Annotated in this window: 10 protein-coding genes and 1 pseudogene; 2 read left to right on the forward strand and 9 right to left on the reverse strand. The window is 68.7% G+C overall.

Annotated features, from left to right (window positions below):
- The first annotated feature begins 48 nt into the window (after positions 1-48).
- A complete protein-coding gene (locus tag K8O92_01265; GenBank protein ID UAK32694.1) occupies positions 49-405 on the forward strand; it encodes a DUF1707 domain-containing protein in 357 nt (118 codons plus the stop codon).
- 6 nt (positions 406-411) lie between these two features.
- Here K8O92_01265 and K8O92_01270 read toward each other — a convergent pair whose 3' ends face one another.
- Positions 412-2850 (reverse strand): protein kinase, encoded by a 2439-nt coding sequence (locus K8O92_01270; protein ID UAK32695.1) that lies wholly within the window; start codon positions 2848-2850, stop codon positions 412-414.
- Between the two features lie 129 nt (positions 2851-2979).
- Positions 2980-4518, reverse strand: a complete 1539-nt coding sequence (locus K8O92_01275; protein ID UAK32696.1) for an amino acid permease — start codon at positions 4516-4518, stop codon at positions 2980-2982.
- 209 nt (positions 4519-4727) lie between these two features.
- On the opposite strand from K8O92_01275, the gene K8O92_01280 reads away from it, so the two are divergent.
- A complete protein-coding gene (locus K8O92_01280) occupies positions 4728-5792 on the forward strand; it encodes an SPFH domain-containing protein (GenBank protein ID UAK32697.1) in 1065 nt (354 codons plus the stop codon).
- A 37-nt stretch (positions 5793-5829) separates the two neighbouring features.
- Here K8O92_01280 and K8O92_01285 read toward each other — a convergent pair whose 3' ends face one another.
- From K8O92_01285 to eccD, 7 genes and pseudogenes are all read right to left on the reverse strand, one after another.
- The gene (locus K8O92_01285; protein UAK32698.1) at positions 5830-10773 is read right to left on the reverse strand and encodes an NAD-glutamate dehydrogenase; all 4944 of its coding nucleotides are present in this window, start codon (positions 10771-10773) and stop codon (positions 5830-5832) included.
- A 171-nt stretch (positions 10774-10944) separates the two neighbouring features.
- Positions 10945-11625 (reverse strand): hypothetical protein, encoded by a 681-nt coding sequence (locus K8O92_01290; GenBank protein UAK32699.1) that lies wholly within the window; start codon positions 11623-11625, stop codon positions 10945-10947.
- Between the two features lies 1 nt (position 11626).
- Positions 11627-12673 carry a discoidin domain-containing protein gene (locus K8O92_01295; protein ID UAK32700.1) on the reverse strand — a complete coding sequence of 349 codons (1047 nt, stop codon included), beginning with the start codon at positions 12671-12673 and terminating at the stop codon, positions 11627-11629.
- Positions 12674-12750: 77 nt separating this feature from the next.
- Positions 12751-13038: pseudogene (locus K8O92_01300) on the reverse strand (helix-turn-helix domain-containing protein).
- Positions 13039-13123: 85 nt separating this feature from the next.
- Positions 13124-14845 carry a type VII secretion protein EccE gene (eccE, locus tag K8O92_01305; GenBank protein ID UAK32701.1) on the reverse strand — a complete coding sequence of 574 codons (1722 nt, stop codon included), beginning with the start codon at positions 14843-14845 and terminating at the stop codon, positions 13124-13126.
- Positions 14842-16200, reverse strand: coding sequence for a type VII secretion-associated serine protease mycosin (gene mycP / locus K8O92_01310; GenBank protein UAK32702.1), 1359 nt, complete (start codon positions 16198-16200; stop codon positions 14842-14844). The genes eccE and mycP overlap by 4 nt, the downstream gene beginning before the upstream one ends.
- A complete protein-coding gene (gene eccD / locus K8O92_01315; protein UAK32703.1) occupies positions 16200-17723 on the reverse strand; it encodes a type VII secretion integral membrane protein EccD in 1524 nt (507 codons plus the stop codon). Before eccD ends, mycP begins: the two co-directional genes overlap by 1 nt.
- Positions 17724-17730: the final 7 nt, after the last annotated feature.

A 17730-nucleotide genomic window follows, 5' to 3' on the forward strand; every position in this document is an offset into this window, starting at 1 on the left:
GGAAATCCGCTCCATGCCCGCTTTTTCCACTGCGCCTATCCTTCCGGCATGGGTGAATCCGCGGGTCCCCCGGCCAGTCTCGCCGACCGCGAGCGCGCGATGCGTGAGCTGACCCAGCATCTGGGCGCGGGCAGACTGAGCCTGACCGAGTTCGACGACCTCAGCGCGGCCGTCGCGGCCGCGACCAGCCGAAGTCAGCTGGCCGAACTGTTCGCCGAGCTGCCGGGCAGCACACCGCCCGCGCCCGAGCCCACGCCGGTCAACCCCCTGCCCCGCCTGGTCGTTCTCGCCGGGGCGGCCGTGATCTTCTCGGTGGTGCTCGCGGTGACCACGGGCAACTGGCTGTGGCTGCTGGTGATCCTGGTCGCGCCCGCGCTTTTCATGCTCACCGCGCGTACGTCCTGAGGCCGGTCACCACTTCGACTTCGGCCGCACGAAATTGGCCAGATCGACCAGCCGGTAGCGGTGCAGACGATGCGGGGAAATCCGCGCGAGCGCCCGCAGGCTCGACTCGAGCCCCCGTTGCAGCCCGAGCGAGGTGAACGGGAAGCTGAGCAGCGTCGCGTCCGGATCGGCCGACCGGCCGCCCGCGCGCACCCACTCCAGCGCCGCCCCCACCACGATGACCTGTAATTGCAGCGCCCGTGGTTCGTCCGGCGCGGCATCCAGCCGCGCCGCCGCCTCCAGCAGGTCGGCCTCGGTCGTCTCGGCGATCGGTTGCGAGACCAGCAGCAGGCACCCGGTCATGCGGGCCACGCTCTGATACCGCGACGCCTCCGGCACCTGATCGAGGACCTCCACGGCCTCCAGCAACCCGCCGTCGGCGGCGAGCCTGCGTGCCAGGCCGAAGGCCGCGCTCACGACGCCGTGGTTGGTCCGCCACACCGTGCGGTAGTACTCCTCGGCGAGCCGATGCCAGTGGTCGCCGGCGGAGTCGCCGAGATGCTGGAGGGTGAGTTCCGCGGTGGCCGCCAGCGCCAGCGCGGGAGCGATCTCGCCGGGCAGCATGTCGTGCACCAGGTCGAAGTATTCGTAGGCGCGCTCGTACTGTCCGTCCAGCAGGGCGGCGACGGCGGAGTACCATTCGAGGCGCCAGTCCGTGCCGTAGTCGGGCCGCAGATCGGCGAGCCGATCGCAGGCCTGCACCACCTCACCCAGATCCAGGTGCGCGCGCACCGCGGTCAGCGTGCCCTCCAGTTCGAACGTCTCCGGCTCGGGGATCGTCCCGGAGACGATCCGGTCGGCGGTGCGGCGCAGCGCGTCCAGTGCGTGCCTGGGGTCGCCGTGCAGCAGCGTGGACAGCAGGTCCGCGCTGGGGTCCTCGCTGTCGATCAGCGGAACCGGCAGGGCCGCGACGACGCTCGGCGCGTCCAGGGCGGGCAGGCGATGCCGTCCGTCGGTCATGCCGTCGGTCTGCCCGATCAACGTCTCGATGCCGAAATCGCCTCGCATGGCGCCGAATTCCAGCGACGCCTGCGGATGTTCCTTACCGGTGTCGTAGGCCAGCACCATGCGCAGGACCCCGGCGAGCTGGCCGTACATCGAGTAGGCGGTCGGGAAGCGGCGGCGCGGATCCCGATCGGTCGCGCGGCGCAGCAGCCGGTACAAAGCCGGGTAGTCGCGCAGCAGTGGCTCCTCGTCCGGCGAAGGGATGCCGGGCAGCTGGTGGCCCTCGGCATTCTTGGGCATGTCCAGCACCAGGGCGGCCAGCGTCCGTCCGACGGTGTAGATGTCCGAGGCCACCGTCGGACCGGTCTCGGTGATCTCGGGCGCTTGGTAGCCCGGGGTGCCGTAGATGCTGCCGTAGGACTCCATCGCGGCGACCGCGCCGAGGTCGATCAACTTGACCTCGTCCTCGCTGACCATGACGTTGTCCGGCTTGAGATCGTTGTAGGCCAACCCGAACGAGTGCAGGTAGTCCAGCGCGGGCAGGATCTCCATCATGAAGGCGATCGCCTCGGACACCGGAATGCGCTCCGGCGCACGCAGATCCAGCATCTTCTTCAGCGATCGCCCGCCGACGTACTCCATGACGATGTAGCCGTCGGCCACATCGCGCCCGGAACGATGCTTGACGAAGTTGTGGATCTTGACGATGCCGGGATAGGCCACTTCGGAGAGGAATTGGCGTTCGGCGAGGGCGACCACGTGCGCCTCGAAGTCGAGCGGGTTCTGCAGCCCCTTCAGCACCACCCAGCGGTCGCTCACATTGCGATCGACCGCCAGGTAGATCCATCCCAACCCGCCATGGGCCAGACAGCCCTGGACCTCGTACTGGTCGGCGACCATCTCCCCCGGCTGCAGCGAGGGCCGGAAGTTGAACGGCGAGGCGCATCGGCCGCACTCACCCTCCACGGCGCCCGGCCCGGCTTCGGTAGTACGGCCGACGGGCTGCTGACATTTCCAGCAGAACCGTTTGTGCTCGGGCACTTCCGGGTCCTGCATGACCGCGGTGCGCGGATCGAGCGGGCTCACCTTGGGCATGGACACCAGACCGCCGCCCAATCTGCGCACGCTCGGCCGCGAGCGCGCGCTGCGCCCGGAACCGGGTTCGGACTCGAGTGCGCCGAGCAACAGCTCGGCGGTGCCGATGGTGTGTTCCCCGCCGACATCCGGGCTGGTCGCCGGCGCGACGGTGCCGGGAACCGAGTCGACGGCCACGGCACGTGGCTCGACATACCGCGGTGTCGACCACGGATTGGGTGGTAGTCGTGGAGGCACCTCGGTTTTGAGCAGATGCCGAGTTGCCCAGGGGTGCGAGGTTCGCCGGGGCACTTCGGTGCCGCGCATTCGCCGATTCGCCCACGGATGCGCAAGTGGACGGTCGGATGCGCTGGGGTGCTCCGGCATACGAACCTCTCAGACCCGCCGTGGAATCGCGGTTTCATTCTGGTCCGCCGCCTGTCGTCGCGCGCGAGTAGTGTTCCCGACATTGGGAATAGATCCGCCCCGGGCGAACAGCCCGGGGCGGATACTGCTTCACTCTTCGTCGGGCTTGTCGAGAATCACCACCGGGTCACCGCCGCCCTGCGCCTGCAGCGGCCGCTCGGCCAGGACCGGGAACTGACCGGTGATGCCTTGACGGATCTGCGCGATCTGCAGCACCCGCTTGCGGGCGAGGAACCAGCCGCCCACGAGCGCGGGAACCATGATGACGACCATCGCGATCACCGCGCCGCGCTGGACGTGGTCGTCACTGAAGGCCATCAGCACCACCACGGCCGCCAGGAACACCAGCGTCGCGAAGCTCGTGTACGGCGCGCCGATCAGGCGGAAGGACGGCCGCTCCGCACGCCCGGTCTTGGACCAGCGCCACAGCTGCAGCTGACAGATCACGATGGCGGCCCACGCGAAGATGGTGCCCAGCGCCGACATGTTCAGCACGATCTCGAACGCCTGCTCCGGCACCACCGCGTTCAGGCCGACGCCGATGAGCGCCACCGCACCGGTGGCGAGGATGCCGACGTAGGGCACGCCGCCGCCGGACATCCGCGCCGCGATGGTGGGCGCGCTGCCGTTCATCGACATCGAGCGCAGGATGCGGCCGGTCGAGTAGAGGCCGGCGTTCAGGCTGGAGAACGCCGCGGTCAGCACCACGAGGTTCATCACAGATCCCGCGCCGTCCACGCCGAGCCGCGAGAAGAAGGTGACGAAGGGGCTCTCCCCGTTCTTGAAAGCGGTGTACGGCAGCAGCAACGCGAGCAGGACCAGCGAACCCACGTAGAACAGCGCGATCCGGGCGATCACCGAGTTGATCGCGCGCGGCATGATCTTCTCGGGATTCTCCGCCTCACCTGCCGCGGTGCCGACCAGTTCGACCGCCGCGTAAGCGAAGACCACACCGGTGGTGACCAGGACCAGCGGAAGCAACCCGCTGGGGAACAGCCCGCCGCTGTCTGCGATGACACTCGGGCCGGTGACCTGGCCGTCGACCTTGAAGCGTCCCGCGAGGAACACCGTTCCGACGATCAGGAAGGTGACCAGCGCGATCACCTTGATCAGCGCGGCCCAGAACTCGAGTTCGCCGAACCACTTCACCGACACGAGGTTGATGCTCACCACGAGGGCGAGGGAGACCAGGGCGATCGCCCACTGCGGTATCGCCTCGAACGCTCCCCAGTAATGGACATAGGTCGCGATGGCGGTGATATCTACGATCCCGGTCATGCACCAGTGGAAGAAGTACATCCACCCGACAGCGAATGCCAGTTTCTCGCCGTAGAACTCGCGGGCGTAGGAGACGAACGATCCCGAGGAGGGGCGATGCAGCACCAGCTCACCGAGCGCCCGCAGGATGAAGAACACGAACACGCCACAGACGGCGTACACGATGAACAGACCCGGGCCCGCACTGGCCAGTCGGCCACCCGCACCGAGGAACAACCCGGTACCGATCGCACCACCGATCGCGATCATCTGCAGTTGGCGCGGGCGCAGCGATTTGTGATAGCCCGAGTCCTCGTCTTCGAGCGCGGCAGCCTGCGCGGGCGCCTCCGCGGGTGGTCGAACTGTGGTCATGGCGATGGCCTTTCAGGTGACGGCGATCATAACTTCGCCCAATGTACCGTTATATAGCGGCACGTTCAATAGCGATTCGCGGCTTGTAACACGCTGGACATCAAAGGCTTTGAAAAAGGGCATCCGATCAGCGTCGATCCGTGACTCGATCGTTGATCGTGCCAACGGATATCGGTACGCTAGATGCGAGAACGGATGAGGGAGCGCAGATGGCTTGGTTCGAGCGGGAGTTCATCGCGGTCCCCGAGGACCGTAAGAACCAGCTGGTCTACAAGTGGCCGGATGTCAACATCCGCCGCTACACCCGTGCGATGGTCAATGCCGACGAGCTCGCGCTCTTCGTCAAAGCCGGGCGCGTGGTCGCCGCGATGGGCCCGGGGCGCCACCGCATCGATGCCGACGAACTGCCCGTGCTCGGCGCGCTCGTCGACACCGTCACCGGCGGCAACTTCTACCGCGCCGAACTGTATTTCGTCTCCACCAGAGAGTTCCCCGGGATTCGCTTCGGCGGACGGCTGGCCGACATCCTCGATCCGGTCAGCGAGCAGGTGGTGACTCTGCGCGTCTTCGGCGAGTTCGCCCTCACCGTCCGCGATCCGGCCGAACTGCTCACCGCGCTGGCGGGTACCGGCGATCTCACCGATCAGGATCGGGTGCAGAGCTGGTGCGCCGACTTGCTGTTGAAGTCCATGAAGATTGCGGTCACGCAGGGCATCTCACGTGGCGACTGGCAGGTGCTCGGCCTCTCGGCGCAGTTGCAGCCGATCGAGCACGCCGTGCTGCGCCAGACCAATACCGCGCTCTACGACTACGGGCTGCGCGTGCCTCGGATGGGCAACTTCGACATCAGTCTGGCGCCGGAAGACGCCGACCGGCTCAAGCGCCTGGCCAAGGACGTCAAGTACATCGGTCTCACCGGTGACTTCCAGCGTTACGCCGCGGGCGAGCTCGCACTCGGCGCGAGCCAAGGCTTCGCACACGGCCACCACCACGGCGCCGAAGGCGGATTCCTCGGCGCGGCATTGAGTTTGAACGCCATCGGCCATCATGTCGGCAACCCCTCCCCCGCGCCGCAATTGCCGGCCGCGGCGCCGCAGACGAGCGGGACATCCTGCGCCACCTGCCAGTCCGCGAATCCGGCGGGTGCGAAGTTCTGTATGAACTGCGGAACGCGTCTGGCACCGCAGCCGCGACACTGCCCGAACTGCGGCGCGGAATCGAGCCCGAACGCCAAGTTCTGCGGCGCCTGCGGAACGCCGATGCCCGGAGGCTGACGCCGAGCGCGCCTGCCTCCGGGCATCGTGCGGTCGATCAGCCCGCGACCGTCGGTGCGACGGCCGTCGACTCACCGCCGCTCACCATGCCGCGGACCTGCCGCGCCGCCACCGAGAGCGCGGCGAGATCCTGCGTTTCGGCGGCGAAGATCTGCGCCAGCGACGCACCCGCGCGGGCCAGCCGCGACCGGTTGGTCGACTCCCAGTAGGCGATCTTCTCGGCGGTGCTGTCCTGCGGTTCGGTCGCGGTCAGCACATCGAGGGTCAGCGACCGCAGCGAATCGTAGAGATCCTCGCGGACCGCCAGCCGCGCCAGCGCCCGCCAGCGACCGCCGCGCTCCAGCTTGCCCACCGCGGTGAGCAGGCGTTCGATCTGGAAGTGCTCGTTGAGCGCGTAGTACAGCACCGCGACCTCCGCGGGATCGCGCTCGGCGATCTCGGCCAGGTCCAGCACGTCCAGCAGCGGGAAGCGGTGGATCAAACCGAACACCTCTTCGGCCAGCTCTCGCGGCGCACCCCGGGAGATCGACCGCCGGGAGCGTTCGGCGAGATCGTCGGTGAGATAGCCGGTCAGCCACGCGGGCACTTGCCCCGACAGCGCACGCACGCCGTCGCGGTACCTGGCGATGTCCGCGCCGATCGCGATCGGCTGCGGCCGGTTGGACAGCAGCCAGCGCGATGCCCGGTCCAAGGTGCGCTTGGTCTCCAATTCCAGCTCGTTGCGCGCCGCCGTGGACATGGGCGTCTGCCTGATCGACTCCCAGAGCGCGTGCAGATCGAAGATCTCCACCGCGGCCTTGTACGCGCGCACCGCGTCGTCGGTGGTCGCCCCGGCCTCTTCCGCGAGGCGGAACGCATAGGTGATCCCGCCGTAGTCGACCATCTCGTTGACCACGACGGTGGCCACGATCTCCCGCCGCAGCGGGTGCCTGCCGATAGCCGACGCGAACCGCTCCCGCAGCGGAGCGGGGAAGTAGGCGGGCAGCACCGACGCGAACGCCGCGCTGTCGAGCAGGTCGCCCGCCAGCAGGTCGGACTTGAGCGACAGCTTCACGTGCGCCATCAGATTGGCCAGCTCGGGCGAGGTGAGCCCGGTCCCTTCGGCGGCGCGCCGGGCCAGCTCCGCCTCGGTCGGCAGCGCCTCCAGCTCGCGGTCCAGACCGCGACGCTGTTCCAGGTCGTTGATCATCCTGGCGTGCACGCCGGACATGCCCGCCGCGTCGGCGCGCGACATCCCCAGCCGGAAATTCTGCGAGATGTTGTCGCGCATGACGAGCTCGGCGACTTCGTCGGTCATCGAGGCCAGCAGCGGATTGCGCTCGGCGACGGCGAGTTCACCGCTGGAGACGACGGCGTCGAGCAGGATCTTGATGTTGACCTCGTGGTCGGAGCAGTCCACGCCCGCCGAGTTGTCCAGCGCGTCGGTGTTCATCCGCCCGCCGGCCCGGCAGAACTCGATGCGGCCCAACGCCGTCGCGCCGAGATTGCCGCCCTCGCCGACCACCTTGACCCGCAGCTGGTCGGCGTTCACCCGGACCGCGTCGTTGGACTTGTCGCCCACTTCGGCGTTGGTCTCGGTACTCGCCTTGATGTAGGTGCCGATACCGCCGTTCCACAGCAGGTCGACCGGGGCAAGCAGGATCGCTTTGATCATCTCCGGCGGGGAGAGGGTGGTCACGTTCGCGGGCAGGTCGAGTGCCGCGCGTACCTCCGGCGTCACCGGGATGGCTTTGGCGGAGCGGTCGTAGACGCCGCCACCCGGGCTGATCAGGGAGGTGTCGTAGTCGGCCCACGACGACCGCGGCAACGCGAACATCCGCTGCCGCTCCCGGAACGAACGCGCCGCATCAGGATCCGGATCCAGGAAAATGTGGCGATGGTCGAACGCGGCCACCAAACGAATGTGCTCCGACAACAACATACCGTTACCGAACACATCACCACTCATGTCACCCACACCCACCACAGCGAAATCCTGCGACTGCGTATCGAGCTCCATCTCACGGAAATGCCGCTTGACACTCTCCCAAGCACCCTTGGCCGTGATACCCATCGCCTTGTGGTCATAACCCGCCGACCCACCCGAGGCGAACGCATCACCCAGCCAGAACCCATAACTCTGCGCCACATCATTGGCGATATCGGAGAACGACGCGGTGCCCTTGTCCGCCGCGACCACGAGATAGGTGTCATCCCCGTCGCGGCGCACCACCTGTGCGGGCGGAAGCACTTCGCCGGTCGCGCGGTCGACGTTGTCGGTGATGTCCAGCAAGCCGGAGATGAACGTGCGGTAGCAGGCCACGCCTTCGGCCATGAATGCCTGCCGGTCCGCCACCGGGTCACCGGTAGCCGCGGGCGGCTGCTTCACCACGAAACCGCCCTTCGCGCCGACCGGCACGATCACCGCGTTCTTCACCGCCTGAGCCTTCACCAAACCCAGGATCTCGGTACGGAAATCCTCCAACCGGTCCGACCACCGCAACCCACCACGCGCCACCGAGCCGAAGCGCAGATGCACGCCCTCCACCCGCGGCGAGTACACGAAGATCTCGAACTGCGGCCGCGGCTTGGGCAACTCGGCGATCGCATGCGGGTTCAGCTTGACCGACAGATAGTCCAGCGCAGCGCCCGTCTCGTCGCGCCGGTAGTAGTTGGTGCGCAGGGTCGCCTCGATCAAGCCGAACAGGGCGCGCAGGATACGGTCGATATCCAAGCTGACGACCGCGTCGATCTCGGCCTGCACCCGCTCGGCGATCTCCGCGGCCCGGTCGGCGGCCTCCGCGCCGACGCCGTCCGGATCGAAGTACGCGGCGAACAGGTCGGTCAACGACCGCGCCGTCGCCGGATGATTGAGCAGGACGCGCGTGATGTTGCCGAAGGTGTAGGCGAAGCCGGCCTGCTGCAGGTATTTCGCGTAGGCCCGCAGCAGGGCCACCTGCCGCCAGTGCAGGCCGGCGCGCAGCACCAGTTCGTTCAGACCGTCGACTTCGGCACGGCCGAACCACATCGCGGTGACGGCCTCCGGAAAACGCCGCCGCACACTGGTTTCCGGCAGCGACGCGGCGTCCACGGAGTGACCGAGCTGGGCGAGCGGCTCACTGTCGAGCGCGTCGCGCAGCGGCGCGGCGGTCACGCGCAGACCGAAGTCGTAGATCCAGCGGTCGGGCCGGTCCGCCAGCGCGATGCGATAGGGCCGCTCGTCGACGACCTCCACACCGAGGCTGTGCAGAACCGGCAGCACCCGGCTCAGCGAGACGCCCTCGCCCGCGACGTAGAGCGTGAAACGCCAATCAGCCGAAGCGGAATCGCCTTGGCGATAGAAATCGGTGTCGATCGTCCCGTCGGCCAACCGCTCCAGGCGCCGCAGATCGGTGAGCGCCTGCGCGGGCTCGCGCTCCTGCTGGTAGCTCGCCGGGAAGGCCGCCGCGTAGTCGCCGACCAGCGCCTGCGGCAGGTCGGACACGCCCGCGGCCTCGGCGACCAGGCGGTCGCTCCAGGTCCACGTCGTGGCCAGCAGCAGCTCCTGGATCCGCTCGCGATTGTCTTCGGAGATGTCGGCGGGCTCGGCTCCCGGCTTGCGGTGCACCGTGAAGTAGACAACGGCCAGCTCCGATTCGGTGGCCCGCGCCGAATACGCGATCTGCTCGGCATCGAACTGCTCGCGCAGGATGTCGCCCATGCGCACGCGGATCTCGGTGGAGTAGCGGTCTCGCGGCATGTAGACCAGGCAGTAGATGGTGTCGCTGCGCGAATCGCGGCGGATGAACAACCGCACCTGCCGCCGCAGACCCAGATTCATGACGGCGGAGACGGTTTCGAACAGCCTGCGCGCGTCGCTGGAGAACAGCTCTACCCGCGGGAACGACTGCATCATCTCCAGCATGGCCTGCCCGGAGTACGAATTGAGGCCGAAGCCCGCCCATTCGATGACCTGCAGCACGCGCCGGGAGATGACCGGGATGTCGAGGATGTTCTCGTGTAAGCCCGCCACGGTGAAGGTGCCCACGAAGACGTGCTCGCCCTTGACCATCTTGACCGTGTCGCCCCAGGCCGCACGGCCGCTCGGATCGCTCGCCCCGTAGTCGGCCACGCTGATGAAGTACAGGTCCCGAGAGCCGGGCAGCAGCGAGTCCACCGAGCCGTTGGCCATGCGCAGGACCGTGCGCTTCGCGCCGACCACGGGCACGCTGATATCGGCGGCGGCGCCGTTGCCGAGGACCCCGAGCCCGGTGCCCGGCAGCTGCCAGGGCACGAAGTCGGCGTTCGCGCTCGGCGCGGAGCGGCGGAAGTGGTAGTAGCCGTAGCCGAGCGTGGTGAAGTGCCCGTCCGACAGCCAGCGCAGCAGCCCGGCGGTCTGCGGGATCTCCGCGTCCCCGGCCCACTGCGCGGCCTGATCGAGCTGGTCGGCGACGTTGGTGAGCACCTCGACCATGGTCGGCGTGTCGACGGCCACTCGGCGCAGGTCGGCCAGCAGCGGCGGCAACGCTTGTTCGATCCGGTCCACCAGTTCGTCGGACAGACCCGCGCCGAGCTGTACGTGAATCCACGACTCGCGCAGGGGCTTTCCCTCGGCGGCTCCGGCAGTCTCGGCCACGCCGTCGCGGGGCGCGATGGACAGCACCCGTCCGTCGGCGTCGCGCGTGACGTCGAACACCGGATGCACGACTTCGGTCACCGTCGCGCCGAGGCGGCGCAGCGCGGCGGTAACGGAGTCGACCAGCAACGGCATGTCGTCGTTGACGATCTGAATCGCGGCGCCGAGCCCCGCGCTGTCGTCCGGCCGGTAGACCCGGGTGGTCGCCGAGCCGGGCGCGCGGGTGGCCGCCAGCTCCAGATGCTGCCGGAAGATCCGTTCGGCCCGATCCGTGATCGCCGACGCCGAGGATCCGGGCTGGATCCACCGGAAGTAAGCCGCCTCCAGATCGGTCGGATCATCGCGGAACCGCTTCGGTGAAATCGTCTGCTGGGTGGTTGCCACCATCGATCCGTTGCCTTCCCGAGAACTGCGCTCGTACGTGTTTCGTACTTCACATAACGTACCGCTGGATAACGGCACAATCAACAGTGTAACAATAATTCGCTGCGGCCGACATCGGTTGCGTGCGTCCGGATCAGGGATTTTCTGCGGTCCGGCGGCGTCGGCGCTGCTATGTCAGCGGACCAGTCCCGCCCGGGACAGGAAGGTCTGCGCGGCCGTCCGACTGGCGAAGTTGCTCGTCTCCAACCGCAGACCGGTTCGGGTATCGGCGTACCAGACGGTTGCCGAGGGACCGATCGCTGCGTAGACGGGACCGTCGACCAGGGCGGAGCCGCCCGCGGCGCGCCATCGAGAAACGCTGTCCGCCAGGCGATCCTGTGGTAACAGCTCGGCGTAGAAGGTCATCTCCCGGCCGCCGGCTATACCGCCGAAAAGCATCGGGTCGGTGGCGCTGATGACGCATTTCTCCCGCTGCCCGCCCTCATCCAGCGGCTGACAGGTTGCCGCCGTTCGAAGCGAACCCGGCATTGAACGGGCCGGCGCGGTTCCCCCGATGCTCGACGGCAGCGACAGCGAACAGGAGCGGACGGCCAGGACCGCGGCCACGACCATCAGCAGCAGGACAGCGCCGACCGCCTGCCACTGCCAGCGCGGATACGCCTTGCCCACAATGCTTTTCGCCTCGCCGCCGACTTTCTCGACGACTTCGGCGACCTGGGCGGGCAGCTTCTCCCCCACGGATTTCACCGCGTCCACGGCCGCGCGCAGCGGCGCTCCGCAGTGCCCGCAGCGGGAATCCGCGCCGGTGTTGCGGTGCGAGCAGTACTGGCAGACCAGTTCGGGCAGCGTGGACACCTCAGCGCCCCGTGATGACGATCGAGGCGATGGCGGTGGTGTTGACCGAGGGATCGCCTTTGGATTCCAGCACCGTGAGCACGATCTTCGAGGCGCTCACCGCGGGCTCCATCTTGGTCACCACCAGAGTGCGTTGATCGAGGGTCGGCTGCGTGTAGACGGTCTTGGTGCCGTCGTCGAACTGGTAGGAGACCCGGCTGACGGTACGGTACTTCGCCCATTGATCGGTACCGTCCGCGCTGATGTGATCCCAGCCGGGCACGATGCCGATCGAGTCGATCTGATACGTCTTGCCCAGGTCGATGGTTATGACCTGACCGTCCACCTTGTAGGCGCGCACGCACGACCACGCCTTGCCCGTCTGCCCTCCGAAAGCGTCCATCGCCGACGTGCTGCCGGGCGGGCACTTCGAGTCCGCGGACTTCGGCTGGATGATCGAGCTCGCAGGCGGCGCGGCCGAGGTCGCGGGCGCCGCGGAGGTCGGCGGCGGCGTGACGACCAGCAGCTGATCCTGCGCCGTCTTCTCCTGGCCGCCGGTGGTGACCAGAAGCAGTACCAGCAGCACGGCGACCACCGCGCCGACGATCAGGGCGACCCTGGGTTTGCGCAGCTGGACGAGCGCGTCCTTGGCGATCTGCTGTGCGGGTGCGAGCCGGTTGGCCTGCGGAGTCGCCGGACGCTCCGGCTCCGGCTCCGGCTCGGACGCGGTCGAACGCGCGGCGACCGAGGAGTAGTCGCTTCCCAAACCCACCGGGGGTGCGGTGTCCTGCGCCTGCCCGTTCAGCAGCGCGAGGATCCGTTCGCTCGCCCTCGGACCGTCACCGGTGCGCCGCCGCGGCGCGACCTCCTGGGGCTCCGAGTCGAGATCGGGCAACCCGATCGACGCGGCGCCGAACCCCGCGCTGTCGCCGAACCCCGCGCTGTCATCGAATTCCGGACCACCGGAGGACGAGGCCGCGGAAGGCCCGAGCGAAGGATCGGACAGCAGCGCGTCGAGGACCGCACCTCGATGACGGAGAAAGACATCTCCCGGGTCCTCGGCGGGCATGGTCGGATGGTATCCGGCCCGAGCCGCCCACCGGCGCCGACGCTATTCCCGCTGGAGAGAACAGCCGACCCGTCGGATCAGCGCTTCTTCTCCTCGGTCACGAAGTACTCCGGCGGCACGTCGAACACCCGTGCCAGCGCGATCACCAGGTCCAGCCGCGGGATCGCGTCCCCGTGGATCAGCCGGTACAGGCCCGACTGCGACACCGGCACGTCCGGGTAGGCCAATTCCAGATGCTGCGCCAGCGAATAGAGCGTCAACGACCGCGTCGATCCGTCCTCGGTCGAGACGACTGATTCCGCGATCAGCTCCGACAACCGGCTCGAGAAGATCGCCGCGGCCGCCTGTCTCGGGGTCAGCGCGTCCCCGGCGTCCTGATGAGGGAGATCGCCGCCATCGGAATGGGGGGTGTCCGCAACCACGGTGATAGACATTAACCGACCACTCCCATCAGCTCACGCGACGGCCACCGGGTTGCGGAGGTGCAACCACGGATCCCGATGCCCCCGCACCATGCGGAGGCGGCCCGTCGACGGTATCGAAATATCGTGTCTCGCCTCTCGGCTCGATGAGGTCAACCCGCACCGTGCGCATCGGAATGCTCACGTCCACTGCGGTCGCGCTGACCTGGTTGATCGCGAGATCGACCGCACGCCTGCGCGGACCGCCGGGCTCGCTGATGGTGACCGTGGTGTGCGCGCTCGACGCGCGCGGCGGTAGGTGGTCGAAGACCGCGATGGTGGCCGGAGTCTCCGCCTCCGCACTGTGGTCACCCGTTTGCCCGGCACCGGGAGGGGCCAAGCGCATGGAGCGCGGGTCGCCGACCGCGGTCACCAGCTGGCGCCAGTTGTCCGGTCGCGCCGAGTGGATCTCCACGTCCGCGCCGACCACCATGGCCCGGAGGATGATCTGCTGGGCGACCGGCAGGACGGCCTGCACGTCGATGGTGCGCCTGCGGGGGTTGTACCGGGCCGGGTCGAACAGCGGCAGGGCCAGGGTGTGGCGTGGCTGGCCGCTGATCGCGCCGAGGATCTGGCCGTTCGGGCCGATCGCGATAGCCAGTTCGGCCACGAGATCCTCGGGCGCGATGTCGGCGCCGGACTCGAAGCCGCGCAAGGCGCGGACGGAGGCGCCGGTGGGCAACGAGGCCAGCAAGGCCGTGGACTGGTCGCCACCCAGTAGTCGCAGATACTCCGGAGGTTCTGTGGTCACGGCCGGACCGATGAACCGGACCAGCGCGCGCGGACCGCTCGTGTCGGCGGTCAGGCTCACCACGAGGGTGGTTCGGCCGCGGTTCCAGGTCCAGCAGTCGCCCAGGCCCACCCCGCCCAGTTGGCTCCAGTCGATCAGGAAGCTGGTCACACACCGGCCGGGCACCGACGACTCCAGGTTGCTCCAGGTTTCCCGGAGATCGGAGAGCTCGACCCCGGCGTGCAGCAGCCGCGTGGCGTCTCGTAGCGCGTCCGCGGGCAGGGCGTGGGCGGCGATGCCGCGTTCACGCAGGCGCCCCGCGATCCGATGGGTGGCGCTGGCCAGTGCTTTGGGAGCGACCACCGAGCACGGGCCGCGCTTGCTCAGCGCCGCCAGGTTGCGTTCCTGGTCGAGCCGGACCACCAGCCAGGTCAGCCGGTCCCCGACCACCGGGTGGGAGCCGATCAGCTGGTCGTAGAGCATGCTGTAGCTACCGGTGGAACGGACCCGCTGACCGGTAGTGACGATGTCGATGTCGACCGAGATGCCGAACTGGTCCAGCATCGGCAGCAGCAGATCGACCGGAATGGTGTCCTCGGTGTAGAGCGTTCGCTCGCCGATGACCGTGGGCAGGTCCAGATTGGGCGCGAGCTGGATCATCGCGATCAGCGTGGTGCCCGCCTCGTTGACGCCGCACACGCCCGCGGCGACCTGCACATCCCGGATTTCGGCGCGCTGTGCCCGTTCACGCGCCCGCGCGGTGCGGCCGCTTCGGTAGCCAGCCCAGTCGAGCAGCCAGCGCGCGCCGGTGCGTCCGTTCACCCGGACGGTCACCGTTGTCAGCAGGACCGTGACCACCACCGCGCTCACCCACCACGGCGTCTTGGCAGACAGGCCGACCAGCAGCGGGCTGCCGACGACGACGAAGGCGGCGAACGGACCACGCTCGACGCCGGCGACCCGAACGCTCGGAAAGCTCACCGGCGCCTCCGCTTCACGGAGTTCAGGTGGCTGCCGGCCAACCCGAGCAGCACGGCCGCCAGGATGACGACGGTCGCGGTGACGGCGGGCCGTAGATCCTTCGGACGCGGCGGAGCCGGAATGGGCAGCGCCGCGGACTGGAACAGGCCCGCGGGTTGCTGCGGCGGCGTGCGGTAGCTCAGGGCGGCGAGCGGGTCGATCACGCCCGCGCCGACCGCGTTGTCGATGCCGCGCGCCGGAGCGTGCGCGCTGGCTTGGAGGCGGGCGGCGATCTCCCGCGGGGTTTCGTTGGGGAAACGCGACCGCAGCAAAGCGGCCACCCCGCTGACGTAGGCCGCGGCGAACGACGCGCCACCGACGGGCACGAGCTTGTCCGGTTCGCCGACACCGTTGATCAATCCACCGCCGCCGGGGCCGAGCGATTCGATGCCGGTCCCCGGGGCGGCGACCGAAACCCACGGTCCGGTGAGCGAATCCTGCATGGGTGCGCCGGTAGCTGTGGTGAATCCCACGGTGAGCACGTCGGCGCCGAACCAACCGGGCGTCGAGATGGTCTTCACGTCGCGCCAATTGCGCGGGTCGGCAGGGCGAGTGGGGTCGACGTCCGGATTCTGCGCGCAGTTCGCGGCGCCCGCGCTGTTGCCCGCGCCCGCGACGATAAGCGCGCCACGGGCATGGACGGCATAGCCGATGGCGGCCGAGAGCATGGACTGGTCCACCTGCGCGTCCACTGGCATGCAGATAGGCAGCGACACTGTGATCACGCCCGCGCCTTGGTTCGCGGCACGCGTGATCGCTCTGGCCAGCGTCCGGATTTCGATGGCCATCCGCTGGCTCTGATCGGAACTCGGTCGTTCGGGGATGAACGCGCCGGAACGAGTGCGAATGGAGATGATCCGCGAGTCCGGGGCCACACCGGCGAATCCGTCGGTGGGATCGGATGTCGCGCCGATGATTCCGGCGACCAGCGTGCCGTGCGCGTCGCAATCGGACAGTCCGTCGCCGCCGGCCGCCAGGTAGTCCCCACCGCCGACCAGGTTGGGCAAGCGCGGGTGGGGCTGCACTCCCGTGTCGATGACGGCGACGGTCACGCCGGCGCCCCGGCTCAGTGCCCTGGCGCGGCGCAGATCCAGCGCCAGTTCCGGTGGTGGAGTGCGGGTGAGGTCGCTGTCGGGCAAGACGCCCGCGGCCAGGCAGCCTTTATCCTGCTTCATCGGCTGTTCGGGCCCCGGCGGGTCGTCGGCGGGCGGCGAGCCCACTATCACTTGGGGCGGTTCGAGCGCTACGGCGGGAGCGGCGGTGACGGCGAGCATCACCCCGGCGAGAACGGCCACAGCGGCGCTGCCGACCTTCATCAGATTCCTCGCATCGCGGTGTAGACGCCCATGATCCAGAACGCGATCACCGGCACCACCAGGATGAGTGCGTATTCCACCAGGTCGATGACGCGCCGGGTCACCGGAGACAGCCGTTTGCCCGGCAACCGGAGTGCCGCGAGACAAGCCGCGCACGCCGCCAAGGCCACCACCAGTCCGACCACAAGACGTGCGACCGGCGTCTCGTAGGCGCCGACCAGAACGAAACCGACGCCGCACACCGTGACCGCGGACCCCGAGATCAGCGCGATCGCCTGGACGCGATCCGGGTGCCAGCGCGCACGCATCGCCAGCAGTCCACCGAGTGCGGCGGCCATGACGATCTCGCGGATGCCACCGGGGCTGACCGCGGCACAGATCACCGCGGAGACCGCGAGCACGGTGGAGATCGCGGCGATCAGGCCGCGCAGGCTGGTCACCGCGAGCCGGGCGCGGCTTTCGATACCCGCCTCGGTGGCAAGACGCTGCTGCTCGCCGACCGCGGTGTGCTCGTCCCCCTCACGCACCGTCTCCGCGTCGAAAATGTCGGTCAACGTGTTCGGCGAGACCTCGGTGCCCGGATCGGGCAGATCCGGTGGCCGGATGCGGGCGATGACCACGGCCAAGCGCGGCGCCATTGTCAGCAGCACGATCCCGACGAACGCCACACCGCCCGCGACCTGCCCGACCGAAAGATTCGCGTAGGTCAGCGGCAAGGCGGCGACGGTCAGCACGATGCCGAGCACGGTCACCGCCATCAAAGTCGCGATGCCCACTCCGCTCAACCGCATCATGGTGGCGGCGGCCACCGCGGCCACCACGGCTCCGGCCGCCAGGTTGGCCGCGGCGAACGGGCCGGGCTGGCCGTAGGCGGGCGGCACCAGCATCGCACCGCCCGCGAACAGCAGGGGCGTCGCCGCCAGCGTCAAGCCGAGGGAGAGCTTCGCCGGAGCGTCACGGCGGCGGGCCAGCGCGGCCGCGGCCCAGCACAAGCCGCCGAGCAGCAGGGCAGGCAAACCGCACCACAAGGCCGAACCTGTCATGGTCCACGACCAGGACAGCATGGCGGCCACCGCCGAGGCGCCGATACCGAGCGTGGCCAGCCCGACGATCGCGGCGGTGTTCGCGTCGAATTCGGCGAATTCGCGCTCGTTGATCAGCGCCAGGGCGTCGGTGATGTCCTCGACCACCGGCGTGAACACCTCCGCCGACTCGACCACCGACAGCATCAGCACGGTGCCGTCGGTGACGTCGTGGTCGTCCAGGCTGCGCCAGCGCGGAATCGGCGGCTCGCCGGGCCGCGCCAGGCTCCACTGGCCCTGCGGCGGGGTGAAGTCGACGCTCTCGTCGTCGATGGCCGAGGCCAGCACGACCAGCAGGTCGTCGATGAAGGTCTCGATGGTGAACTTGGTAGGCACCACCACGTCGACCTGATAGGTGGAGACCATCACGGCGATCCGGGCCCGTGCGACCTCCGCTGACGGCTGCGTCCCGGCAGGCGCGGGCGCGACGGCGGTGCTCATGCCTCCG

Origin of the sequence: Nocardia asteroides (assembly GCA_019930625.1) — a bacterium.
GTDB lineage: Bacteria > Actinomycetota > Actinomycetes > Mycobacteriales > Mycobacteriaceae > Nocardia > Nocardia sputi.

Excerpts from the sequence above, each read along its gene's own strand:
- K8O92_01295 (UAK32700.1), bottom strand. The coding sequence starts at position 12,673 with ATGCCCGCCGAGGACCCGGGAGATGTCTTTCTCCGTCATCGAGGTGCG.
- K8O92_01265 (UAK32694.1), top strand. The coding sequence starts at position 49 with ATGGGTGAATCCGCGGGTCCCCCGGCCAGTCTCGCCGACCGCGAGCGC.
- mycP (UAK32702.1), bottom strand. The coding sequence starts at position 16,200 with ATGAAGGTCGGCAGCGCCGCTGTGGCCGTTCTCGCCGGGGTGATGCTC.
- K8O92_01270 (UAK32695.1), bottom strand. The coding sequence starts at position 2,850 with ATGCCGGAGCACCCCAGCGCATCCGACCGTCCACTTGCGCATCCGTGG.
- K8O92_01280 (UAK32697.1), top strand. The coding sequence starts at position 4,728 with ATGGCTTGGTTCGAGCGGGAGTTCATCGCGGTCCCCGAGGACCGTAAG.
- K8O92_01275 (UAK32696.1), bottom strand. The coding sequence starts at position 4,518 with ATGACCACAGTTCGACCACCCGCGGAGGCGCCCGCGCAGGCTGCCGCG.
- eccD (UAK32703.1), bottom strand. The coding sequence starts at position 17,723 with ATGAGCACCGCCGTCGCGCCCGCGCCTGCCGGGACGCAGCCGTCAGCG.
- K8O92_01285 (UAK32698.1), bottom strand. The coding sequence starts at position 10,773 with ATGGTGGCAACCACCCAGCAGACGATTTCACCGAAGCGGTTCCGCGAT.